The 22,816-nt window shown below is 70.3% G+C and carries 13 protein-coding genes and 2 pseudogenes; 14 read left to right on the top strand and 1 reads right to left on the bottom strand.

Annotated features, from left to right (window positions below):
- Nucleotides 1-14: 14 nt before the first annotated feature.
- Together ACFWBD_RS08210 and ACFWBD_RS08205 are read left to right on the top strand one after the other, a co-directional pair.
- Nucleotides 15-593 (top strand): TetR/AcrR family transcriptional regulator, encoded by a 579-nt coding sequence (locus ACFWBD_RS08210; RefSeq protein ID WP_385664674.1) that lies wholly within the window; start codon nt 15-17, stop codon nt 591-593.
- Nucleotides 594-675: 82 nt separating this feature from the next.
- Nucleotides 676-1,113 (top strand): SRPBCC family protein, encoded by a 438-nt coding sequence (locus ACFWBD_RS08205; RefSeq protein ID WP_385664353.1) that lies wholly within the window; start codon nt 676-678, stop codon nt 1,111-1,113.
- Nucleotides 1,114-1,232: 119 nt separating this feature from the next.
- On the opposite strand, the gene ACFWBD_RS08200 is transcribed toward ACFWBD_RS08205, so the two are convergent.
- Nucleotides 1,233-1,457, bottom strand: coding sequence for a hypothetical protein (locus ACFWBD_RS08200; protein ID WP_385664351.1), 225 nt, complete (start codon nt 1,455-1,457; stop codon nt 1,233-1,235).
- A 395-nt stretch (nt 1,458-1,852) separates the two neighbouring features.
- Here ACFWBD_RS08200 and thpR point away from each other — a divergent pair.
- From thpR to ACFWBD_RS08140, 12 genes and pseudogenes are all read left to right on the top strand, one after another.
- Nucleotides 1,853-2,416, top strand: a pseudogene (gene thpR, locus ACFWBD_RS08195) (RNA 2',3'-cyclic phosphodiesterase); the annotation flags it as partial.
- A 1,767-nt stretch (nt 2,417-4,183) separates the two neighbouring features.
- Nucleotides 4,184-5,650, top strand: a complete 1,467-nt coding sequence (locus ACFWBD_RS08190) for a non-reducing end alpha-L-arabinofuranosidase family hydrolase (protein ID WP_385664348.1) — start codon at nt 4,184-4,186, stop codon at nt 5,648-5,650.
- A 1,222-nt stretch (nt 5,651-6,872) separates the two neighbouring features.
- Nucleotides 6,873-8,351 (top strand): sugar transferase, encoded by a 1,479-nt coding sequence (locus ACFWBD_RS08185; protein ID WP_385664345.1) that lies wholly within the window; start codon nt 6,873-6,875, stop codon nt 8,349-8,351.
- Nucleotides 8,352-8,433: 82 nt separating this feature from the next.
- Nucleotides 8,434-9,753 carry a nucleotide sugar dehydrogenase gene (locus ACFWBD_RS08180; RefSeq protein WP_385664342.1) on the top strand — a complete coding sequence of 440 codons (1,320 nt, stop codon included), beginning with the start codon at nt 8,434-8,436 and terminating at the stop codon, nt 9,751-9,753.
- Nucleotides 9,743-11,025: pseudogene (locus tag ACFWBD_RS08175) on the top strand (glycosyltransferase family 4 protein). Before ACFWBD_RS08180 ends, ACFWBD_RS08175 begins: the two are co-directional and overlap by 11 nt.
- Complete coding sequence (locus tag ACFWBD_RS08170) at nt 11,022-12,386, top strand: Wzz/FepE/Etk N-terminal domain-containing protein (RefSeq protein WP_385664340.1); 1,365 nt, start codon at nt 11,022-11,024, stop codon at nt 12,384-12,386. The pseudogene ACFWBD_RS08175 and the gene ACFWBD_RS08170 overlap by 4 nt, the downstream one beginning before the upstream one ends.
- Nucleotides 12,383-13,903: a Wzz/FepE/Etk N-terminal domain-containing protein gene (locus ACFWBD_RS08165; protein WP_385664338.1), complete on the top strand. Its 1,521-nt coding sequence runs from the start codon at nt 12,383-12,385 to the stop codon at nt 13,901-13,903. The genes ACFWBD_RS08170 and ACFWBD_RS08165 overlap by 4 nt, the downstream gene beginning before the upstream one ends.
- A gap of 2 nt (nt 13,904-13,905) precedes the next feature.
- Nucleotides 13,906-15,840 carry an asparagine synthase (glutamine-hydrolyzing) gene (gene asnB / locus ACFWBD_RS08160; RefSeq protein WP_385664335.1) on the top strand — a complete coding sequence of 645 codons (1,935 nt, stop codon included), beginning with the start codon at nt 13,906-13,908 and terminating at the stop codon, nt 15,838-15,840.
- Nucleotides 15,841-15,856: 16 nt separating this feature from the next.
- On the top strand, nt 15,857-18,052 hold the full coding sequence (locus ACFWBD_RS08155) for a bi-domain-containing oxidoreductase (protein ID WP_385664332.1): 2,196 nt from the start codon (nt 15,857-15,859) through the stop codon (nt 18,050-18,052).
- On the top strand, nt 18,049-20,025 hold the full coding sequence (locus ACFWBD_RS08150) for an alginate lyase family protein (protein WP_385664330.1): 1,977 nt from the start codon (nt 18,049-18,051) through the stop codon (nt 20,023-20,025). Before ACFWBD_RS08155 ends, ACFWBD_RS08150 begins: the two co-directional genes overlap by 4 nt.
- 9 nt (nt 20,026-20,034) lie before the next feature.
- Nucleotides 20,035-21,555, top strand: a complete 1,521-nt coding sequence (locus ACFWBD_RS08145; protein ID WP_385664327.1) for a right-handed parallel beta-helix repeat-containing protein — start codon at nt 20,035-20,037, stop codon at nt 21,553-21,555.
- A 1-nt stretch (nt 21,556) separates the two neighbouring features.
- The gene (locus ACFWBD_RS08140; RefSeq protein ID WP_385664324.1) at nt 21,557-22,816 is read left to right on the top strand and encodes an O-antigen ligase domain-containing protein; all 1,260 of its coding nucleotides are present in this window, start codon (nt 21,557-21,559) and stop codon (nt 22,814-22,816) included.

Below are 22,816 nucleotides of genomic sequence, written 5' to 3'. Positions count from 1 at the left end.
TGGACGCGGCCACGATCGTCGTCGCCGCCGCCGAGCTCGCCGACGAGATCGGCTTCAGCGAGCTGACCATGGGCCGGCTGGCCGAGCGGCTCGGAGTGCGCGCCCCCTCGCTCTACAAGCACATCGCCAGTCAGGAAGACCTCCACCGGCGCATCGCGGCGCTCGCCCTCGACGAAGCCGGTGTCGCGATCGGCACGGCCATCCAGGGCCGCGCCGGGCGCGACGCCCTCGCCGCCGCGGCCGGCGCGCTCCGCGACTTCGTACTCACCCACCCCGGCCGCTACGCGGCCACCCTCGGCCTCACGCCAACCGGTCCCGACGACCCGATCATGCTCGCCGGCCGACGAGGGATCGGCCCCTTCGAAGCGGTGCTGCGGGGATACGACATCCCCCCGCAGGACATGACCCACGCGCTGCGGGCAGTGCGCAGCGTCTTCCACGGCTTCGCCAACCTGCAGGCATCCGGCGGATTCCAGTGGTCCGCCGATGTCGGCGAGAGCTTCGAATATCTCATCGACCTCGTCGACAGGGGCCTTCGCTCCGTCGCGGACACAGACTCCGCCGTCGCAGACCCCGCCGATCATCACCGGTAGACCACACGCTCGCCGGACCGCCAACCTCTCCTCCCCGAGCCCGCCCCGCCCGCCCGCCCGCCCGCCAGAAATGGAAGCCGTCATGGACGCAGTGCTCACCGCCGTCATAGACATCGACGCCACCCCGGAAGCGGTGTGGAACGTCCTCACCGACTTCGCCACCTACGGCGAGTGGAGCAACTTCACCGCAGCCGAGGGAACCGCTCAGGTGGGAAGCAAGCTCACCATGCGCATGCCTGGCATGACCTTCAGGCCCACGGTCACCGTCGCGACACCCGGCCAGGAGCTCCGGTGGGCCGGCACGCTCGGCACGAAGCGGCTCTTCCACGGCCAGCACTCCTTCGTCCTCTCCCTCAACCACGACGGCTCCACCCGCCTGACCAACCGCGAGGAATTCTCCGGCGCCCTGACCACCCTGACCCGACGTTTTCTCAAGACGCCCAAGCACGACGGGTACGCCGCGTTCAACACGGGCCTCAAGCGGCGGGTGGAAGGTCTCACCGAGCACAGAACACGCTGACCATGCCCTCATCTGCCGGCACGAAGCGATCTTGCCCCTGCGATCGCCGTCCCGGCCGCCCAAGGCCGCAACCACCACCCTGCTCGCGCCCGGAGACAGCAGACGCCGAGCCCTTGGGCCTACAGCACGAAGACGCGGCAGGCGTTGCCGGCCAGGAACAACTCGCCTGCTTCCTCGTCGAGTTCCAGCCGGTCCAGGTGCTCCAGGGCTTGGGCCGGGGTGACCATCGGGTAATTGGCACCGAAGAGGACTTTGCGACGGCCCCGGCCGCACAGATAGTCCACCAGTTCGACCGGGCCGCCGGCGAGAGGTGCAGGCGCTGATGTCGATGCAGACGTTCTCATGCTTGTCCGCTCTGTCCGTGACCGCGATCATCTCCGTCGTCCACGGGTAGCCGATGCGCCCGCAGACAATGGCCGACTACGTCGGATGCCGCATCCACGCGTCAAAGCCACCCGCGACGACCTCCCGACTGTTGGCGCGGTTCCGCGCCGACGTCAGTCATCGTGCAGTTGCGCAGCAAGGAACCGCGAGCCCATGTCAGGGGAACGGTCCGGCTGTCGTCGCCCGGTCAGCGACCGGACGTTCTCCGGCAAGGCGTGCAGGAGGAATGGCGGCTCCGTGGCGACCGTTCGGGTCGTCTCCAGACATGTTGCCGCGTTCTTCCCGTCGACGCCCTCGTCGGCACGACAGACAGTCGGGCTTCGGCCCTGCGGACGCATGGGGTAGGAAGACATCCGTGACCGAACCGCCCCAGACCGCCACCCAGCACGCGCTTATCGCCCTCGCGCCGCCCGACGATGCGAAGGACGAGCTGGCGCACGCTCTGAGCCCGGCCTACGCCGCCTGTCCCGACCTGCGCTGGAACCGCATCGAGGACTGGCACATCACCCTGGCCTTCCTGGGCGAGCTGCCGGTGCAGGCCGTCCAGCGGCTTCGTTCGCCCCTCGCCGACCTGGCGGCTGCCCGCCCCGCTCTCGAACTGGCACTGCTCGGTGGCGGACACTTCGACGAGCGAGTGCTGTGGAGCGGCATCGGGGGCGATCTCGACGGACTGCACGAGCTGGCCGAGGCAGTACGGGCGCGGGTCAGGGAGTGCGACATCACCTTCACCGAACGTCCTCTGCGTCCCCACCTCACGCTGGCCCGCGCCCGCCGCTACGACAACGCGTCCGTGACGGCGGCGGCCGCCTGCCTCGACGGCTTCACCGGACGCCCTTGGCAGACCGAACGCCTCCACCTGGTCGGCAGCACGGTAGGCGGCCACCCAGGTCCGCGGCGCTATCAGGACATCGACGCATGGGCCCTGGTCGCTGGCCATAGGCATCCCGATCCGGAACCGCCACGCACGCCAACGCCACAGGCCGGACCGGAATCCGGACCAGGCACGGACCAACTCGGCTCAGCCGCAGTCACTTACACCCACAGCCACAGCCACAGGTCAGAGGCTACGGCGAGCCGGTACCAGCAGCAGACGAAGAACCTGCTGGTGTCGTACTCGCCGAAGAAGCTCGGCTTCTTCTAGAGCGTGAAGTCGGCTGCCCGGAGGCATCGTTGCATGCCAGGCCGAATTCGCCCCGGGCCAACCACGGGCCACACACGGCGCCCCTGTGGAAGCACTGTCGAGGGCTGCGTCCGGTGCCGTCACAGGTCGGCCCTCGGGCTGCGCGCCTCCCGGCGCGGACCTTGGCGTTCTTCAAGGACGGTGGGGCCAGTGCTGCCGATTCGACGTGCCCGGCCGCACGAAGCCGGTCCCACCAAGGTACTCGCCAGCATGCACCCACTGCTTTCGCCGGCCGCGCCCAGTCCGAAGGCGTGGAAGCTCTCCTGAAAAGACCTCGCCGTCCTTCAATCTGGAACAGACGTCGACTGAGTGGAGCCAGGATCATCCTGGCTCCACTCAGTGGTGCGGGCGTGTCACCGGAACGGTGCGAAGAAATTCCAGATCTCTGCTTTGGTCCAGGTGGCGACACCGCTTTCGCCGGGGGAGCCGTCGACCGGACCGGGTATGTGGCCTCCGTCGAACGCGGCCCATTGGACCGGCTATCCGGCACGGCAGCCCGAGTAGGCGGTGGTGATGTGCGTTCGGCTGACCGGCGCGGGCTCCCGCGGGCTCTGGGGGGTGCAGCCGTTGTTGCTGACGAATCTGTCGCGCAGGGACCGTCCTTGCGCGATGTTGAGGACGGAGTCGCTGACGCCGTGGATCCCGAAGTAGGCGATGGGCTGGGTGCCGCAGCTGCACCGCTGATCTGGGCGCCGGACATGACCGCGACGGCCCTGAAGACGTTCGCCCGGCTGCATGCGAGTGCGTAGCTCGTGCCGCCGCCCCAGCTGGATCCCGTGGCGAAACGCTGTGCCGGGCTGGCACAGAGGCCGCCCTCGATTCGCCTGGTCATGTCGTCGACGAAGGTGATGTCCGCACCGCCCGAGTTGGCCCGGCCGTTGCCGAGGCCCTGGGGGCGACGAGGATCGCGCCGTTGTTCGACTGTTCCTGTTCCCGTTGGCCGCAGTAGGACCAGGCGTTCCCGCTCGTGCCGCCCGAGGCGACGTCGCCGGCGGTTCCGCCCCGTCAGTGGAACGCGAAGATCAGCCGGTAGCGGTGGCTGTTGTCGTAGTCGGCGGGATGATTGAGGTATTGACGATGGATCGTCAATACTCCCCGCAGAAGAAGTTTCGGCTCCCCGTCCGAAACTTTCTGGAATCCCGGCGAGCCGGACGGCGAACCCCCCGGCACCGCCGTCGGCGGATGCCGTAGGGCCGGGCCCGGACGAGTGCGCGGACGCCGCTTGCTCGACTTCTTCCCTCCGCGCGGACGGCTCGGACCGGCGAGCCGTATCGCAGACTCCGGAGTGTTTCCGGTCGGTGCGACAGCTTGTCAAGCCCAAAGGGGAGGCACTGTTTGTGGACAGATCGGCGACAGGCCTTGACCAGAGGGCCCCACATTCCTAGCTTGTGGCGTCGAAGCATCCGGGAATTCCTCGAAACTTTCGAAACTGTCCCCGTCCCCCGGCACGTCCACTCCGCGGTTCATCGGGGTCACCTCACCCCCGCCCCCAAAGGAGGCCCTCTGATGTGGTTTCGCCACTCGTCCCGGGTCCGTCCAGGACGCCTACTCGCCGTTCTCGCGCCCTTGCTGCTCGTGGCTACCTTCCTCGGTGCCCAGCCCGCCGGCGCGGCGACCGTGGACCCCAACGCCTCGTATGTGCTGGTCAACCGCAACAGCGGCAAGGCCCTGGATGTCTACAACATGGCGACCGACGACGGCGCCCGCATCACCCAGTGGACCAGGAACGATCAGAACCAGCAGCAGTGGCAGTTCGTCGATTCCGGGGGCGGCTACTACCGCATCAAGTCCCGCCACTCGGGCAAGGTGCTGGACGTCTACGACTGGTCCACCGCGAACGGCGGCTCGATCAGCCAGTGGGCCGACCTGAACGGCACCAACCAACAGTGGCGGCTGGCCGACAGCTCGGACGGCTACGTGAGGTTCATCTCGCGCCACAGCAACAAGGCCCTCGAGGTACAAGGCGCCTCCACCGCCGACAACGCGAACATCGTCCAGTACGACGACTGGGGCGGCACCAACCAGCAGTGGCAGCTCGTCAAGGCCGGCGGCGACAGCCCCGGTCCGTGCGATCTTCCGTCGACATACCGCTGGACATCAACGGGCGCGCTGGCGCAGCCCAAGCCGGGGTGGGTCTCGCTCAAGGACTTCACCGTCGTCCCCTACAACGGCAGGCAACTCGTCTATGCGACGACGCACGACACGGGGACGAGTTGGGGTTCGATGAACTTCGGCCTGTTCACCAATTGGTCGGAGATGGCCTCGGCCGGCCAGAACACGATGTCAGCTTCCACCGTCGCGCCCACGCTCTTCTACTTCGCGCCGAAGAACATCTGGGTGCTCGCCTACCAGTGGGGCGGGACCGCCTTCTCCTACCGGACGTCGAGCGACCCCACCAACCCAAATGGATGGTCCTCCCAGCAGGTGCTCTTCTCCGGAAGCATCCCAGGCTCCGGAACAGGACCCATCGACCAGACGCTCATCGGTGACGGGACGAACATGTACCTGTTCTTCGCCGGTGACAACGGCAAGATCTACCGGGCCAGTATGCCGATCGGAAACTTCCCGGGCAGCTTCGGCGCGACCTCGACAGTGATCATGAGCGATACGACGAACAACCTGTTCGAAGCCCCGCAGGTCTACAAGCTACAGGGCCAGAACCGCTACCTCATGATCGTCGAGGCGATCGGCTCGCAGGGCCGCTACTTCCGCTCGTTCACGGCCACCAGTCTGAACGGCTCATGGACACCCCAGGCCGCGACCGAGAGCAATCCCTTCGCCGGCAAGGCCAACAGTGGCGCCATCTGGACCAACGACATCAGCCATGGCGAACTGATCCGCACCAGCGCCGATCAGACCATGACCGTCGATCCCTGCAATCTGCAGTTGCTCTACCAGGGGCGCAGCCCCAACTCCGGTGGCGACTACGGCCTCCTGCCCTACCGTCCGGGTCTGCTGACACTGCAGCGCTGACGGCGTGACACGAGTCGGGCTCCGGTATGGAGCCGGCGTGGCGGGCTCGACGGAAGGCGAGCCCGCCCCCGGGTCACGCGACCACGTCGGCGCTCATACGGCGACGGAGCGCGGGGCGGGCAACGCTCACAGCCCGAGGGCCATCCCGTAACGCGGTGCCGCCGCCGGTGGCGCTTGCCAACGGTCCAGGCACACCGGGTCGCCTGGTGCGCTGCGGCGGACGAGCCAGGCTTCGGTGATGTGAGTTCCCACCCAACACGTCGTCGCGGACCAGCCAGGAGGCCACCGTTGTCGGTGTCGCACGCCGGGGAACCGATACCGATCGTGACGCCGAGCTGGAGCATCCGGCGAGGCAGGGTGCCCGTCAGGCGCCCTCACGCCAGCCGAAAACCGTCGTCTGCCGGCAGTTGAACCCCACATGCGGCGCGGGCACCCTCGGCGGGACGGCCGACTCAAGATCGCCCCCACCCCCGTACGACCACCACTCGTCGCACCCCTCACCGCCAAGCCGTTGATCAGGAGAGACGTCCGGCTGGAGTACTTACCGCTCAAGAAGCATGTGCCGCGCGAGCCCCGGCCCGGCTCAGCGCCGTCTGCTCTCCGCGCCCCGTCGATATTCGCCCCCCCCGACCGGCTTTGACCTGTGCAGCAAGGCGCCTGACACTCCGCCAGGTCGAGCGTCGACGGAGCTCATTACCACGCAGCAGCCCCGCCCGGGAGCCGGGTGAGCAACTGGAGCGTGCGGTGGCCAGAAGGCGCCTATCGGCGTCACGGATCGGTCGATCCAGCCCCAAAAAGCTTGAGCACAAATTACACACAACCCTCTCTTCATACTGGCCCCGATGGTCTAGATTGACCATGCTTCAGCTGTTCGAACACCAGGCGTCCAATAATGATCTTTTGGTCCGGCGCTACGGAAAGCCAGCAGTCGCGGCCCCGGCGCCGGACGTGGGGGTGATCAGTTCTTGGAGCCCGAGAGGGGCGTTGGGTGCGGGGAGCACCCAAGGTTTCGACGGGTTCCCGTACACCTCGAGAGTCCGGCAGGACATACAAGTCCACTGCCGCCAGGGTGGGTTGCTCAAGTAGCTCTGTGATGGCGGAGCTGTCATGCGCGGGAGGCGGGGGTCTCCCGAGGGGGGAACAGTGCGGGGGGCGGGGGCCTCCCGGGGGGAGGAACAGTGTTGGGCGAACACGTCGAGCCACTGGGGACCTGGGGGGTTCTGTGCGGCAAGGGGGATTAGTCAGCCCGTTTCCGTCAGCGCGCGAGCGTCTGGCGAACGGCGCGATCAGACAGCCCGCGATCGAGTGGGAGCAGCGCTACCGTCGTTCCGTGGTCACCACCGATACCGTGGCCACCGCCTTCGTAGTGGCGGCGATCGGCAACTTCTTCGGGGCCCGGGACGCGGCCAACTGGCACGAGAAGTGGGGAATTCTCGCATTCGGCACCGAACTGCTGGTGCTGGGGGCGCTTGCGGTGAGCAGGTCGTGGGCTCCGGCCGTGCTCGGCCAGGGGGCCGAGGAATTCCGTCGGCTCGGTCGCTCACTGTTCACGGCGACCGTCGTACTGGCGCTCGGCGGGATCGCTCTCACCTCGCGCAACATCAAGCTCTGGATCTTCGTCGCGATCCCCGCGATCGCGATCGTCACCATGACCGCGCGGTATCTGCTGCGCCTCTGGCTGCACAAACAGCGTAAGGAAGGACGATGCCTGCGGCCGGTGCTCGCTGCCGGGAGTCCGGCCACCGTCCGCGACCTGATCACCCGAACCCGCAAGTTCCCGCACCTCGGCTGGCGGGTGGACGCGGTATGCACCACCGACGGTCGCGGGCTCGACGGTGACCAACTGGACGGAGTGCCGGTCGTCGGCCTGCTGGCGGACGTCGCGGGCCACGTCCACCGCGACGGCTACCGTGTCGTCGCGGTCACACCGGACCCGCACTGGTCACCGGACCGGCTGCGACGGCTGGCCTGGAACCTCGAAGGCAGCGACGCCGAGATGGTCGTGGCCCCCGTGCTGATGGAGGTGGCCGGCCCGCGGCTGCATGTCGACGCGGTGCTCGGGATCCCGCTGCTGCGGGTCAGCATGCCGACCTTCACGGGGGGCCGCCGGGCGGTCAAAGGGGTGGTCGACCGGATAGGCGCAACGATTCTGCTGATGCTGTTCGCGCCGCTGATGGTGTTCGTCGGGCTGCTCGTGCTGGTGGACAGCCGGGGTGGGGCGTTCTACCGCCAGCGCAGGGTCGGCAAGGACGGCCGCGAGTTCACCATTCTCAAGTTCCGCACCATGGTCGCCGGGGCCGACGGGGCACGTGCCGAGCTGGCCGACCGCAACGAGGGCGCCGGCCTGCTGTTCAAGGTCCGCCGGGATCCGCGGGTTACCCGGGTGGGAGCAGTGCTGCGCCGGTATTCGGTCGACGAACTCCCGCAGCTCTTCAACGTGCTCACCGGATCGATGTCGCTCGTCGGTCCGCGGCCCCCGTTGCCGGAGGAGTCCGCTGCGTACGGCCCGGACATCCGGCGCCGGCTGCTGGTCAAGCCCGGACTCACCGGCCTGTGGCAGATCAGCGGACGCAGCGACCTGTCGTGGGAGGAGGCGGTACGGCTGGACCTGCGGTACGTGGAGGACTGGTCGCTCGCCCTGGACACAGTGATCTTGTGGAAGACGCTGCGTGCGGTGCTCTACGGGCAGGGGGCCTACTGATGCGCGGGGGTCGGCAACTCAACGGTCCCGCCGGCGCGCGGACCGCAGGCCGGGACGGCCTGCCTGGGGGGAGGAACGGGTCATGAGAGTCAGCGTTTTCGGGCTCGGCTACGTGGGCTGCGTGTCGGCCGCGTGCCTGGCCAGCATGGGGCACGAGGTCATCGGGGTGGACGTGAACCAGGTGAAGGTCGACCTGGTCAACGAAGGCAAGGCCCCGGTGGTCGAGGAGCGGATCGGCGAGCTCATCGCCGAGGTCGTGCGGACCGGAGTGTTAAGGGCTACCGATGACGTCCGCGAGGCGATCATGGGCAGCGAGGTCTCGCTGGTCTGCGTGGGCACGCCGTCGGAGCCCAACGGCAGCCTGTGCACCACGTACTTGGAACGGGTCACCGAGGAGATCGGCGCCGCGCTGGCCGAGCGGGGTGGGCGGCACACCGTCGTGTTCCGCAGCACCATGCTCCCGGGGACCTGCCTGAACCTGCTGGTGCCGATCCTGGAGAAGTACGTCGGCGGCACGGCCGGGGTGGACATCGGGGTCGCGGTCAACCCGGAGTTCCTGCGCGAGGGCACGAGCGTGCGGGACTTCTTCGACCCGCCCAAGACCGTCATCGGCGAGCTCGACCCGGCCAGCGGCGATGCGGTGACGGCGCTGTACGACGGCTTGCCCGGCGAGGTGTTCCGGGTGCCGATCCCGACGGCCGAGGCGATCAAGTACGCGGACAACGCGTTCCACGGCCTCAAGATCGGTTTCGCCAACGAGCTGGGCGCGGTGTGCCAGGCGCTCGGGGTGGACTCGCACCAGGTGATGGACGTGTTCCTGGCCGACCGCAAGCTGAACATCAGCCCCGCCTACCTGCGGCCCGGCTTCGCCTTCGGTGGCTCCTGCCTGCCCAAGGATCTGCGCAGCCTGGTCCACGCGGCGCAGCGGGCCGACGTCTCGGTGCCCATCCTCTCCCACGTGCTGCCCTCCAACTCCGACCATCTGCAGCGCGCGGTGGAGCTGGTCGAGCGCACCGGCAAGCGCAAGGCGGGCCTGTTCGGGCTGTCCTTCAAACCCGGCACCGACGACCTGCGCGAGAGCCCTCTCGTCGAGCTGGCGGAAAGGCTCTTCGGCAAGGGGTACGACCTGCGGATCTACGACGCCAACGTGAGCCTCTCCCGGCTGCTCGGCGCCAACCGCGAGTACATCGAGACCCGGCTGCCGCACCTCGCGCAACTGCTCGCGGATTCCGTCGAGGAGGTGCTCGACCACGCCGAGGTGTGCCTGGTCGGGACCAGGGATCCGGCCGTGCTGGCGGCGCTGCCCCATGGCGGCGACGGCCCGGTGATCGTCGACCTCATCCACCTTCCCGACGCCGAGGCGCGCCGGGCCGAACCGGGGTACGTGGGCCTTGCCTGGTGACACATCGTTTGATGACACAGCCGGCGGCGACCGGCCGGGCCGGCGCGCGCTGATCCTGGTGGAGAACCTGTCGGTGCCGTTCGACCGGCGGGTGTGGCAGGAGTGCACGACACTGCGCGACGCGGGCTGGGAGGTGCACGTCATCTGTCCCCGGGGGAGCAAGCGGGACACGGAGCCGGAGGCGGAGATCGACGGGGTGCGGATCCACCGCTACCCGTTGCGCGCGGCCACCGGAGGGCCGGCCGGCTATCTGCGGGAGTACGGATCGGCGTTGTGGCACACGTTCCGGCTGGCCCGGAAGGTCGGCCCGGTCGACGTGGTCCACGCCTGCAACCCGCCCGACCTGCTGTTCCTGCCGGCACTGTGGATGAAGCGGCGCGGAGCGAGGTTCGTCTTCGACCAGCACGACCTGGTACCCGAGCTGTACCTCTCCCGGTTCGACCGCGGCGAGGATCTGCTCTACCGCGCCGTGTGCGCGCTGGAACGGCGGACCTACCGTGCCGCGGACGTCGTGCTCGCCACGAACGAGAGCTACCGGGACGTCGCGGTGCGCCGTGGCGGTCGGCGGCCGGCGGATGTCTTCGTGGTGCGCAGCGCGCCCGACACCGACCGGTTCCACCCCGTACCGCCCGAGCCGGAGCTGAAGCGCGGCAAGCCTCATCTGCTGTGCTACCTGGGCGTCATGGGCCCGCAGGACGGCGTCGACTACGCCTTGCGGGCCCTCGCGAAGCTGCGCGACGAACTCGGGCGGACCGACTGGCATGCGGTGTTCGTCGGCGCCGGCGACACCTTCGACGCGATGGTGGAGCTGTCCCGGCAGCTCGGGCTCTCGGAGCGGGTGCAGTTCACCGGGCGCATTCCGGACGCCGATCTGGTGCGCTACCTGTCCACCGCGGACGTGTGCCTCTCCCCCGACCCGCACAATCCACTCAACGACGTGTCGACCATGAACAAGGTCCTGGAATACATGGTGATGGGCCGGCCGGTCGTCTCGTTCGACCTCCGGGAGGCGCGAGTCTCCGCCGGTGACGCCGCCGTCTACGCGCCCGCCAACGACGAGACCGTATTCGCCGAGCTCATCGCGATGCTGCTGGACGATCCGGAGAAGCGGGCCCAGATGGGCAAGATCGGCCAGGAGCGGATCAGCGGGCCGCTCTCCTGGCGCAACTCCCAGCGCTCGCTGCTCACCGCCTACGCCGCCGCCTGCCGGGACCACACTCCGGTGTCGGCGGGCGACCCGGACAGGGCACAGGGCGGAGGCCGCACCGTTGAACGATGACACGATACGCCTGGTCACGATCGGGCGGATCATCCGTCGGCGCTGGCGGCTTCTCACCATCCTCGCCGTGGTGGGCGCGCTCGTCGGATACGGCACCTCCTTGCTGTTCCCGCCGCGGTACACGACGTCGGCATCGGTACTGCTGCCGGGGGCGTGGGAGGAGCGCGAGCTGCTGACCCAGGCGGAGATCGCGACCAGTTCGGTGGTGGTCGACCGCGCGGCCGCCACGCTCGACTGGACCGGGGTCAGCGGCAGCGAGCTGCGCGATCGGGTGAGCGCCAAGGCCGCCGACGGGAACATCATCCAGGTCTCGGGCACGGCCGACACCCCGGAGCGCGCACAGCAGCTCTCCGACCAGGTGGCCCAGCAGTTCGTCACCTTCGCCGCGCGGATCGTGGACGACAACACCGACCCCGAAGCGGCGGCGCAGCTCGAGGAACTGCAGCAGATGGTGGTGCAGACCAACCGCCGCATCACCGAGCTGGCCGATGCGACCGATCCGGGGCAGACCGTGGAGAGCGTCCAGACGCGCACCGAGCTCGCGAAGCTGCGCACCGCGCTGCAGGAGGCCATCAACAAGCTGGACCAGGCCGACCCGGCTGCCAACCAGGCCAGCATGGTCGTCATGGGGCCGGCGGCCCGGCCGGCCGGCGAGGCGCCGCCGACGAGGATGCAGCTCGTCGTCGCCGGGGCGCTGCTGTTCTTCCTGCTCGCGGTCATCGGCCATCTCACCGCCGTACGGATGAGTCGCCGGCTGCGCACCGAACCGGAGATCGCCGCGGCGCTGGGCTCGGCGCTGCTGGGTACCGTCGACGTACCTGGCGAACGGCCCGCGCACCGGCCGGAAGACCGTGGCCCGCGGGCCCGGATCCGCCGGCTGCTGGGCGTCGACATCCGGTGGGACATACCGGCCCCGCAGACGTCCGGCGACGAGGCCAGCAGGCAGGTCCGCTACCGGCGGGTGTGCGCCCGCCTCCGGGACCGACTGCCGGCCCCCCGGCGGCTGCTGGTCGTCGTCCCGGACGGCGACGGGATCGCCCGCCGGGCCGCCGACCAGCTCGTCGCCGCGGCCGAGAGCGATCCGCTGCTGCGGGTGGTGGGGGTTTCGGTGTCCCAGCCGATGGTGCCGGACCCCGACGACGAGTCAGGTGCCCTGGTCGTGCTCAGCCCGGGCAGCTGGACCGCAGGGGAGCTCGCCGGCATCGCAGAGGCGTGCGCGGATGCCAAGCACGAGGTCGTCGGCATCGTCCTCGCCGGCACGGTCCGGGCCCGTCCGACGCGGTCCGCCGACCGTCCTCACGCCGCCACGCCGGCGCTCGCGGTGGGCCACGACACGACGGGAGGTGCAGAGTGACGACGAGTACGACTTCGGAGTCGTCGGCCGCCGCTCCGCTGCTGGACCTGCAGGTGCTGGTGGTGGCGGTACGCAGGCGGCGCCGCCTCTGGTGCTCCCTGGCACTGCTGGGGCTGCTCGCCGGCGCGGCGATGGCGGTCCTGCTGCCGCCGCCGCCGACCGCGGTGACCAAGGTGCTGGTCGCGCATCAGGAGGACCAGCCGAACGACCCCGGAACGCTGATCCGCACCGACGTCGCGCTGCTGCACACCACGCGGATCGCGGGTAAGGCCCTGCAGGCCCTCAAGTCCCCTGAAAAACCGGAGGACTTCATGCAGGACTACGGAGGGATCGGCTTGACCAACAACCTGCTGCAGATCACTGTGACAGGTGACAGCGACGCGGAAGCGGTGGCCCGCGCCGAGGCGCTGGCCGATGCGTTCGTCGCGGACCATGTGAGCCGGATCCAGCAAGCCGCGAACGCCGAGGCCAAGGCCCTGCTCGACCAGCGTGACCGCATGCGGGACGACCTCGCCCAGGTCGACAAGGCGATCGGAGACGGATCGTCGGAGACCGGGCCGAAGGCGTCGGCGAACATGGAGTCGCTCTTCGCCCGCAGGGCCGAACTCACCTCGCGGATCACCGATTTCGGCCAGCGCGCCGCGGAGGCGCGCATCGGCACCCCCCAGCTCATCGCCGGCACACAGATCGTGGACGCACCGCGCGCGGTACGGCACTCCCTGCCCAGGACCGCTGCCACCGACGCCGCGATCGGGCTCGTCCTCGGGCTCGCCCTCGGGCTCGCGATGGCCGCGGTCGGCACGGTGGTGGCGGACCGCCCCGTGCTGCGCCGGGAGATCGCGGCGAACCTCGGCGCCTCGGTCGTCGCGGAGCTGCCCCGCCGGTCGGCGAGGCGGTGGCAGCGCCGACGGATCCGGGCGGCACGCGAACGGCTCACCGCGTCCCTGGCCCGCACCGTGCGCAGCTCCGCGGAACCGGTGTCGCTGCTCGAACTGGGCTGTGCGCGCAACACGAGCGTGCTCGCCCTGGACCTCGCCGGGGCACTCGCGGCGGAGGGGCCGGTGGTCGTCGTCGACGGTCTGCCCGGCCCGCAGCTCGCCAAGCGCCGCCCGAAGCCTGGAGACCCGGCCGTGGTCAGCGGCGAGCGTGCCGCGGCCGTGTCGGATCAGGAGCTCCGGCTCGGCGTCGGCTCGGTGGCGCCCGGCGCGGCGTGGACCGACCTCCAGTACCTCGGCACCCGGACCGTGCTCGTCGTGCGTGCCGGACACGGCAGCGCCGCATGGCTGCACACCGTGGCGCGGCAGCTCGCGGACCAGCGCATCGAGGTGATCGGTGTGGTGCTGATCGACCCCGATCCGCGTGACCGGACCGACGGCACGCTGTGGGACGGGCTGGACATCGCGCTGCGCGGCCGGAGCGAGCGACTGGCCCGCCAGAACGGAACGAGCCGGCAGCGGACCGAGCGGCTGCCGATGTGGGCGGCACGCGTCCCGGACAACGACCAGGAGGCGCGCTAGACATGTGTGGCATCGCAGGAACCTACCGATGGCCGGACGGGAAGGCCGTGACCGACCGGCTCACCGATACCCTCGCCCACCGCGGTCCGGACGGGGCGGGCCGCTACAGCCACCCCCTCGGTGACGGCGAAGTGCACCTCGGGCACCGCCGGCTGGCCATCATCGACCTGTCCGAGACCGGCGCCCAGCCGATGGTCTCGAACGGCCTCGTCCTGACGTACAACGGCGAGCTGTACAACGCGCCCGAGCTGCGTGCCGAGCTGGCAGCCGCCGGGGTGCGCTTCCGCGGTACCTCCGACTCCGAGGTGCTGCTGGAGGCCTGGCGGCGCTGGGGCACGGACTGCCTGCCCCGGCTGCGCGGCATGTTCGCGTTCGGGATCTTCGACGAGCGAACCGGTGACCTGGTGCTCGCCCGCGACCAGCTCGGCATCAAGCCGCTCTTCCTGCTCCGGCGCGGCGAGGGTCTGATGTTCGCCTCCGAACTCAAGGCGCTCGCCGCCGTGACCGGCGGGTCGCTGCAGGTGGACCATGCGGCGCTGGTGGCCTCGCTGCTGTACTACTGGGTGCCGGACTCACGGTGCGCGTTCCGCGAAGCGGAGAAGCTGCCGCCGGGGAGCTGGCTGCGGTGCCGGCCCGACGGCCGGGTGGAGCGCGGCCGGTACTGGCACCTGAAGGACGTCGCCGCCGAGGGCCGGGAGCGGATCCGCGGCGGCGAACAGCCGGACCTGGCCGCCGTCGTCGAGGAGTCGACCCGGCGCCACCTGCTCTCCGACGTGCCCGTGGCGACCTTCCTCTCCGGCGGCCTCGACTCCAGCTACCTGACCGCGCTGGCGGCCCGCGACCGACCCGGGATCTCCGCTTACACCATCGGGTTCCGCGCCGAGGACGCCAGGTTCGAGGCGATGCCGGACGACCTGCGCTATGCCCGGCAAGTGGCCGAGCGGTTCGGTGTCGACCTGCACGAGATCGAGATCGCGCCGAACGTGCTCGACCTGCTGCCGCAGATGACGTACCACCTGGACGAGCCGATCGGCGACCCCGCCGCGATCAACACCTTCCTGATCTGCCGGGCCGCCCGGGAGGCCGGGGTCAAGGTGATGCTCTCGGGGATGGGTGCCGACGAGCTGTTCGCCGGTTACCGCAAGCACCTGGCCAACCTGCTCGCGCTGCGCTACCAGCGCGTCCCGCGGCCCCTGCGGCGCGGCTTGTCCGCGGCCGTGGACCGGCTGCCGGTCGCCACGGCCCGCCGGGGGTACCGGTCGGTGCGCTTCGCGAAGCGGTTCCTCTCCTTCGCCGATCTGCCGGAGGAGACCGCGTTCCGGCGCAGCTACACCATGTACGACCAGGACGAGCTGCTCGCCCTGGTCGATCCGGACCTGGCCGGGACGGTCGACGACGTGCTGACCGAGCATGCGGATGTCTATCAGGACAACGACCTCGACGACTTCGTCAACCGTATGTGCCTGGGCGACGCCCGGATGTTCCTGCCGGGCCTGAACCTCGCCTACACGGACCGGTCGAGCATGGCCGCGTCGACCGAGGTGCGGGTGCCGTACGTGGACGTCGAGGTGGTCAAGGCGGCGTTCGCCGTGCCCGGCGATCGCAAGATCGTCGGACGGCAGGGCAAGGCCGTCCTCAAGGAGGCGGCCGGCTCGATCCTGCCCCGGGAGATCGTGTACCGGCCCAAGGGCCTGTTCAGTGCCCCGCTGCGCGCCTGGATGAGCCGGGATCTGGCACCGCTGGTGCGCGAGGTGGTGCACGACGGCGTGCTCGTCGGTTCCGGGCTCCTGCGCCGCGACGCGCTGGCGCGCATGGTCGCCGAGGACGCCGCCGGGCAGCGGGACTTCTCCAAGCATCTGTGGCATGTGCTGACCCTCGAGTACTGGTATCGCGACGCGACCTCCGGGGCCGGCCGGAACTCTTCCTTGACTGCGTAGAGACAAGAGGACTTTGGTGAAACAGGTTGTGCAGAACTACAAGAGCGGCGAGCTGGCGGTGCTCGACGTGCCGGTGCCGGGGTGCAAGCCGGACGGTGTGCTGGTCCGCAGCGCCTACTCGCTGATATCCACCGGGACCGAGCTCATGAAGGTGTCCGAGGCCGGCATGTCGATGCTGGGCAAGGCCCGCTCCCGGCCGGACCAGGTGGCCAAGGTCGTACAGAGCGTGGCCACCAACGGGCTGCCCGCCACCTACCGCAAGGTGATGGGCAAGCTGGACTCGTACACGCCGCTGGGCTACTCGCTGTGCGGGGTGGTCGAGCAGGTCGGCACCGGGATCGACGATGTGAAGGTCGGCGACCTCGTGGCCTGCGCCGGCAACGAGCACGCGCTGCACGCCGAGCTGAACTGGGTGCCGAAGAACCTCTACACCCCGGTGCCGGACGGCCTCGCGCCACGGCACGCGGCCTTCGGCACCGTCGGGTCGATCGCGATGCAGGGCGTACGCCAGGGCGAGCCGCAGCTCGGCGAGGTGGCGCTGGTCATCGGCCTCGGGCTGATCGGGCAGCTGGTGGTGCAGCTGCTGACCGCCTCGGGAGTCCGCGTCGTCGGGGTCGACCCCGACCCGGTGCGCTGCGAGCTCGCCGAGCGCCTGGGCGCGGCGGCCTGCGGCGATCCCGCCTCCGCGGCCGTGGAAACCGCCGTCGCGGAACTCACCGGCGGCCACGGCGTGGACCAGGTGTACCTGGCCGCCGGCGGCGGCAGCAACCAGCCCGTCGAGCTGGCCGCGCGGCTCTGCCGGGACCGCGGCCGGGTCGTCGACATCGGCAAGTGCCGCCTGGACCTGCCCTGGAACGCGTACTACGAGAAGGAACTCGACGTCCGGTTCTCCCGCTCGTACGGCCCCGGGCGCTACGACCCGCAGTACGAGCTCGAGGGGCGGGACTACCCGATCGGTTACGTGCGCTGGACCGAGCGCCGCAACCTGGCGTGTTTCCTCGATCTCCTCGCCCGCGGCAGCGTCGACGTGGAGCCCCTGGTCTCCCACATCGCCGACTTCGACGACGCCGTCGAGACGTACCGGCGCCTCAAGGACGGCGACCTGAAGGCCGTGGCCGTGCTGTTCCGGTACCCCGAACAGAAAGAGGAAGGGGGGCAAGCGCAGGCACCGGCGGTGGCCGTGCCCGCGGTGCGGCGCGGCGGCCAAGCGTCCACCCCGGCCCGGTCCGCCAAGGCGCCGGTGCGGCTGGCGTTCGCCGGCGCGGGAAACTACGCGACGTCGATGCTGCTGCCGCATCTGGCACAGCGCGACGGCGTCGAGTTGTCCACGGTCGTCACCACGACGGCGCTGTCCGCGGCCAACGCGCAGCGGAAGTTCGGCTTCGCCGAGGCGACCACCGATCTCGACGCCGTGCTCGGCGACAAGTCCATCGACGCGGTGTTCGTCGTCACCCGGCACAGCTCGCACGCCGAACTGACCCGAAGGGCGCTGCTGGCCGGCAAGTCGGTGTTCGTGGAGAAGCCGCTGGCGCTCACCGAGGACGAGCTGGCCGGCGTGCTCGCGGCGGTCGAGGAATCCGGCAACGACCGGCTGCAGGTGGGCTTCAACCGCCGGTTCGCGCCTCTGCTGCAGGAGGCCAGGAAGCGGTTCGGCGTCCGGACCGGGCCGGCGAGCCTGCGCTACCTGGTCAACGCGGGCCGGCTGCAGCACGGCAGCTGGTACCTCCAACAGGGCACCGAGGGCTCGCGGTTCGCCGGCGAGGGCGGACACTTCATCGACACGGCGAGCTGGCTGCTCGAGGCCGACCCGGTGTCGGTGTACGCCGTCGCCCCGTCCGGCAACGAGGACCTGCAGGTCGTGCTGCGCTACCCGGACGGGTCCACCGCCACCATCAGCTACGTCACCACCGGCGCGCCCGGCTTCCCCAAGGAGACCCTGGACCTCGTCGCGGACGGCAAGGTGCTGCGGCTCGACGACTTCGTCCGTGCCGCCGTGTACGACAGCCGCCGCAAGCGGTGGGTCAGTTCGCGGCTGCCCAAGGCCCGGGACAAGGGCCAGTCCGCCGAGCTGGCCGCGTTCATCAAGGCCGTGCGGACCGGTGGGCCGATGCCGGTGCCGCTGGAGTCGCTGGTCGCCACCACGGCGGCCACCCTCGCCGTGCAGTCCGGCCTGGCCGGCGGCGCGCCGGTGACGCTGGCGAGGGCGCGATGACTGCGAGCTCGGGGAGTCCGGGCTGGTACCTGCGGCGGCTGTCCCGGATGGGGCCCCGGGAGGTCGGCGGCCGGGTCGGCGACGGGGTACGCAGGCGGCGGTGGCGGTCGGCGCGGCCGGACTGCCCGAGCGTGACCGGCGCCCGGTTCACCGCGGTACTGCCCGCGGGGACGATCGCCGCGATACCTCCGGACGCCGCGAAACGTCTCCTCGCCGAGGCGGACCGGCTGATGGCCGGGCACGCCGAGTATTTCGGGGTGGAGCGCGACGACCTGGCCGACCCGGACTGGTGGTACGACCCGAAGACCGGGCGCCGCGCTCCGTGGGGCTACGCCTTCGACGTGCCGTACCGGAACGAGGACGCGGTCGGGGACATCAAGCAGATCTGGGAGCCGTCCCGGCATCAGTACCTCACCGTGCTCGCCGCCGCCTACGCGGTCACCGGGGACGAGCGGTACGCCGAGCGAGTGGCCGAGCACCTGCGGTCGTGGTGGGCGGCCAACGCGCCGCTGCGCGGAGTGCACTGGACCAGCGGCATCGAGCTGGGGATCCGGCTGCTGTCCTGGGTGTGGATCCGCCGGCTGCTCGACGGCTGGCCGGGCGTGGCCGCTCTGTTCGAGGGCAACCCGGTGGCGTTGAACCAGATCTGGCACCACCAGCGCTGGCTGGCCGCCTTCCCCAGCCGGGGGTCCTCGGCGAACAACCACATCATCGCCGAGGCCGCCGGGCAGTTGGCCGCAGCCTGCGCGTTCGGCTGGTTCCCCGCCTCGGCGCGCTGGCGAGCCGACGCGCTGCGGTCGCTGGAGCGGCATCTGCGCGGCAACACCTTCGACTCCGGCCTCAACCGCGAGCTGGCAACCGAGTATCACGGGCTGGTGCTGGAACTCGGCCTGGCCGCGGTGGCCGAGGCGGATGCCGCCGGCGTGCCGGTCCCCGCGTCGCTCCGGCTGGTGCTGCTGCGGATGACCGACGCGCTCGCGGCCATCGTGGACAACCGGTTACGGCCACCGCGCCAGGGGGACGCGGACGACGGGCACGGACTGATCGTGGACGGCGCGGGCACCGACCGCTGGGCCTCGCTGCTGGCCACCGGGGACGCCGTGTTCGGGCGGCTCGCCTGGTGGCCGGCGGTGACCGGCACCGATGTGCGCACCCCGCTGCTGGCCGCGCTCATCCGGCCGTACTCGGAGAACGCAACCGGACCGGCCGTGTCCCGCCCGGCAGGCCGACCGGCCCATTTCGCCGACGCGGGCATGACCATCCTGCGTGGTCCGTCGGAGATCTGGTGCCGCTGCGACGGTGGTCCGCACGGATTCCTGTCCATCGCCGCGCATGCTCACGCTGACGCGCTGTCCGTGGAGGTCCGGCACGACGGGGTCGACGTGCTCGCCGACCCGGGGACGTTCTGCTACCACGGGCAGCCCGAGTGGCGGCAGTACTTCCGGTCCACCCTCGGCCACAACACCCTGCAACTGGACGGCGATGACCAGTCCGTCTCCGGCGGCCCGTTCCTGTGGACCCGGCATGCCCGCAGCCGCGTCCTGGTCGCGGACACATGCGACGCCTCCGACGGGGGGACGGCCCGCTGGTGCGCCGAACACGACGGTTACCAGCGCTCGGTGCACCGCCGCCGGGTGGAGCTGACGGCCGCGAACCAGGAGCTGAAGGTGGTCGACGAGGTGCGCGGCCCGCGCCGGGCCGTGCGCCTGGCGTTCCACCTCGGCCCGACGATCGCCGCGGACCTGGTGGGAAACCGGGCAGTGCTCACCTGGACCCGGGACGGCGAGGACCGTTCCGCGACCCTCGGCCTGCCCGGGGAGCTGTCCTGGCGGGCGCACCGCGGCGAGAGCAGCCCGCCGCTGGGCTGGTACTCCCCCGGTTTCGGGCGCAAGGAACCCACCACCACGCTCGTCGGCACCGGTTTCGCCGACGGCACGGAGGGGTTCACCACCGTACTCAGGTTCCGCGGCTAGGGAGGACGCTTGGGGATCAAGTGGCGGCACTGGGCGGTGCCGGCGGCACTGCTGGCGCTGGCCCTGCCGGCGGCGACCGGCTGTGAGAGCACGCCGGGCGCGCGGCCGAAGCCGACCGCCGCGCCGTCCACGTCCGTGGCCCGGGTGTGCGCCAAGCCCGCGGCCGGGCCGGCGAAGGCGCCGGCGGGCGCGGTGACGGTCGACCCGTCGGTGGCCGGTGACCTGGCCGCGAAGACCAAGAGCAGCCCCCCGAACACCACGTTCTGGCTTCGGCCGGGCAAGCACAGGCTCGAGCCGGACCGCTACGCCCAGGTCATCCCCAAGGAGGGCGACAGTTACCTCGGCGCGCCGGGCGCGGTGCTCGACGGCCGGAAGACCAACCAGTACGCGTTCGGCGGCACCGCCCGGGACGTCACCATCCGCTACCTGACCGTGCAGGGGTTCGTCGCGCCGCACGACGAGGGCGTGGTCAACCACGACTCGGCCGACGGGTGGGTGATCGAGCACGCGACGATCCAGAACAACTCCGGCGCCGGGCTGATGGCCGGTGCCCGCCAGCAGGTCCGCGCCAGCTGTCTGCGCGCCAACGGCCAGTACGGCATGAACGCGTACAAGGCCGGCGGCCCCATCAGCGGCCTGGTGGTCGAGGGCAACGAGATCGTGGGCAACAACAGGGACGACTGGGAGAAGCGGCGGCCGGGCTGCGGCTGCACCGGAGGAGTCAAGTTCTGGGCCGTCGACGGCGCCGACATACGCGGCAACTGGGTGCACGACAACCGCGGAACCGGGTTGTGGGCGGACACCAACAACAACGACTTCCTCATCGAGGACAACGTGATCGAGGCCAACGACGGTGCCGCGCTGATCTACGAGACCAGCTACAACGCGGTCATCCGGAGGAACACGATCCGGCGGAACAACTGGGTCGAGGGCCGCAGGTACGCCGACCGCGGCGACAACTTCCCGTTCGCGACCGTCTACCTGTCCGAGTCCGGCGGCGAACCACGGATCCGAGCCCGCACGGACAGGATCGAGATCTACCGGAACGTGCTGGAGAACAACTGGTCCGGGATCACCCTGTGGGAAAACGCCGACCGGTTCTGCAACAGCCCGGCCAACACCTCGTCCGGTGACTGCACGTTGCTGGTGAAGAACACCGACCGCTGCGCACAGCCGGCGATCGCCACCGCACCGCTCTACGCCGACTGCCGGTGGAAGACCCAGCGGGTGGACATCCACGGCAACCGCTTCGTGCTGGACAAGTCCGTCGTCGACTGCACGGTGAAGTGCGACCGCATGGCGGTGCTGGCCAACTACGGCACCTATCCGGACTGGTCGCCGTACCAGGGCGAGCGGGTGGCCGAGGCGATCACCCGTACGCAGCACAACAGCTGGCACGACAACGTCTACGTCGGGCCATGGAAATTCGTCGCCCACGACCCGAGCCGGATACTCGACTCCGGGCAGTGGCAGGGCACGCCGTACCAGCAGGACGCGGGCAGCACCTTCCGCGCACGGGACGGTGGTTGAGATGAGCCCAGACCACACGGACCACACGTCGAAGATCGTCGGGGCGGTCTGGGGGCTGCTGATCCTCAACACGCTCGGCTCCGCCGGGGCGAAGACCATCGTCCCGCTGCCCCGTTCCCTCATCCAGATGGTCACCATGGGCGCGCTGGTCGCCGCGTTCGCGCTGGCGCTCGCGGTCAATCTCCGGGTGCGCGTCCGAGCCAGCGCCTTCGTGTTCCTGCTCACTCTGCTGCTGGTGCCGAGCGTGATCTCCAGCGCGAACCTGGAGTCCGGGTTCGGCGCGCTGTTCCGCTGCGCCCGGCTGGCTCTCTTCGTCGGCACGCTGTGGCTGCTCAGCCGCTGGTGGGACGGCGGCCTGACGTTCGTCCGGCACCACATCCGGATGTACTTCCTGGTCCTCGGGTCGGTGGCCGCCGGCGCGATCATCTCGCCGGGCGCCGCCCTGCCCGAGCTCTACGGCGGGCGGCTGGTCGGCGCGTTGTGGCCGCTCACCCCGCCGCAGATCGGACAGTACGCCGCGGTGATCATCGGGCTCACCGTGCTGCTCGTCCTGGGCCGCCGGACCGACGGGACCAGCGCGGCGGTGGTCATCGTGCCCTCACTCGTCCTGCTCGCGCTGACCCATACCAGGACGGCCACGCTCGGCCTGCTCGTCGGGCTGGCGTTGGCGATCAGCTCGCTGATCCTGACCAGCGCCGCCGCCCGCCGGTTCTTCGCCTGGGCGGTGCTGTGCGCCACCGTGGCCGCGGTGGGGTTCGCCTCCGCGCTGCAGTCGTGGTTCCTGCGCGGACAGAGCCAGGAGAACTTCTCCAGCCTCACCGGTCGGGCCAAGGTCTGGCACGCCCTGCTGGCAGCACCCCGCACGACCTCGGAGTACCTGTTCGGCGCGGGCCTGGGCGACAAGTCGTTCGGCGGGCTGCCGATCGACAACAGCTGGCTGGCCGTCTACCACGAGCAGGGTATGACCGGCGTCGTCCTGGTGGCGGCGGTCATCATCGTGCTGGGCGGCGTCGCGTTGCTGCGGCCACCGTCGCTGTCGAGGGCCTGCGCGATCTTCCTGATCAGCTACTGCGCGATCGCGTCGTACACCGAGGCCGGGCTGGGCGACGCCTCGCCGTATCTGCTGCATCTGGCCTTGGCCGCCTCGCTGCTGGCGGCGCCTGCCGCGGCCACTGCCACTGCCCCCGCCACTGCCCTCTCGACGCCCGAAGCCCCTCGACGACGCATCCCGCAATGGACCCGAAGACCGGAGGTGACCTGA

The sequence above is a fragment of the Streptomyces sp. NPDC060002 genome (genome assembly GCF_042737245.1).
Lineage (GTDB): Bacteria > Actinomycetota > Actinomycetes > Streptomycetales > Streptomycetaceae > Streptomyces.
The sequence above is the reverse complement of the archived record's forward strand: the minus strand, read 5'-3'. Positions and strand labels throughout refer to the sequence as shown.

Coding starts and splice junctions, on each gene's coding strand:
- ACFWBD_RS08205 (WP_385664353.1), top strand. CDS start 676: ATGGACGCAGTGCTCACCGCCGTCATAGACATCGACGCCACCCCGGAA.
- ACFWBD_RS08200 (WP_385664351.1), bottom strand. CDS start 1,457: ATGAGAACGTCTGCATCGACATCAGCGCCTGCACCTCTCGCCGGCGGC.
- ACFWBD_RS08190 (WP_385664348.1), top strand. CDS start 4,184: ATGTGGTTTCGCCACTCGTCCCGGGTCCGTCCAGGACGCCTACTCGCC.
- ACFWBD_RS08180 (WP_385664342.1), top strand. CDS start 8,434: ATGAGAGTCAGCGTTTTCGGGCTCGGCTACGTGGGCTGCGTGTCGGCC.
- asnB (WP_385664335.1), top strand. CDS start 13,906: ATGTGTGGCATCGCAGGAACCTACCGATGGCCGGACGGGAAGGCCGTG.
- ACFWBD_RS08150 (WP_385664330.1), top strand. CDS start 18,049: ATGACTGCGAGCTCGGGGAGTCCGGGCTGGTACCTGCGGCGGCTGTCC.
- ACFWBD_RS08140 (WP_385664324.1), top strand. CDS start 21,557: ATGAGCCCAGACCACACGGACCACACGTCGAAGATCGTCGGGGCGGTC.